Origin of the sequence: Methanomethylovorans sp., assembly GCF_050177135.1 — an archaeon.
In the GTDB taxonomy this organism is placed as follows: Archaea; Halobacteriota; Methanosarcinia; order Methanosarcinales; family Methanosarcinaceae; genus Methanomethylovorans.
Genome location: NZ_JBFXHJ010000183.1, coordinates 2,638 through 3,884 on the forward strand (window position 1 = coordinate 2,638; position 1,247 = coordinate 3,884).

Below are 1,247 nucleotides of genomic sequence, written 5' to 3' on the forward strand. Positions count from 1 at the left end.
TCGCTTTTAACAGTCCTTTGATAGAGGCGATAATCACACTATTCATGTTCATAGCAGGGGTTAATTTTGTACTGTTGTACAGAACAGTCTACATAGACCACACAAGTATTTTCAGGGATGAAGAATTCAAGTTTTATACTGCTATAATTTTAACAGCCACCGCTGTGCTTATCCTTACATTGAGATATGGCATAGCTGCTGATCCATTCACATGCTTACGCTATGCTATATTCCAGGTTGTGTCTATTATCACCACCACTGGTTTTGCGAGTGTGGATTTCAATCTGTGGCCTGATTCTTCCAGGATCGTCCTGGTGTTTATGATGTTCATAGGAGGATGTGCCGGATCCACCTCTGGTGGCCCAACAGTTGTAAGAGTGCTATTACTTTTAAAATATGCAAATAGTGAATTGTTCAGGTTTATTCATCCCAGAGCTGTAAAACCGATCAAATTCAATGGGAAAGTGGTTCCAGATGACATAATACATCAGGTAATATCATTTATGGTCATCTATTTCCTTATATTCGTTACCAGTACCGTCCTTATTTCCTTAATGAATGTTGATATCATTACTGCTTTTACAGCATCTATTGCGACCCTGGGCAACATTGGACCTGGCTTGAATCTTGTTGGACCGATGTCAAGCTACAACTGTATGCCACCCTTAGCTAAACTGATAATGATAGCAAATATGTGGATAGGAAGACTTGAAGTATTCACAGTAATGGTGTTGTTCACACCCGAATTCTGGAAAAAATAAAAGAAAGTCGCTCATAGTCACACATCAGGATCTGTCATGCGGTTACCATATATCTTGAAACTTTGACCTGTGAGGATCTCAGATACTTTGTCATCAATCTCTCTCAGGAGATACTGGCAATAACCAAATTTACAAATTCCTTCTACAGATTCTCTCGAAGAAAGCTACGTACTTCGGCATTGAATGTCTCTGGTGCCTCTAGGCTGATCTCATGGCCGACAGCAGGTATGATCACAAGCCTTGATGTTGGGATCTTAGCATGCAGGTTCTCGGCAACGTTCAGAGGAGAACGCTGATCAGCTTCACCATGCAGCAATAGTGTAGGCACTTTGATGGTTGGAAGCATGTCGCGAAGGTCGGCCTCAGCGAAAGAAAGCAGCATAGTTCTCATTCCGACTGGATGGAATTCGGACATGATCGCTGCTGTCTCCTCAATTACCTCGGAAGATACCGATTTTACAAAGAGCGTAGGGATCCACATCTCAA

2 protein-coding genes are annotated in these 1,247 nt (G+C 41.9%); one reads left to right on the forward strand and one right to left on the reverse strand.

The features are described from left to right. Positions 1–761 (forward strand): TrkH family potassium uptake protein (locus AB7U21_RS11040; protein WP_428389047.1); only part of this gene is annotated, 761 nt, incomplete at its 5' end. A 142-nt stretch (positions 762–903) separates the two neighbouring features. Here the strand turns inward: AB7U21_RS11040 and AB7U21_RS11045 are convergent. After that, positions 904–1,247, reverse strand: a 344-nt coding sequence (locus tag AB7U21_RS11045; RefSeq protein WP_428389049.1) for an alpha/beta fold hydrolase, incomplete at its 5' end; no start/stop codon positions are given.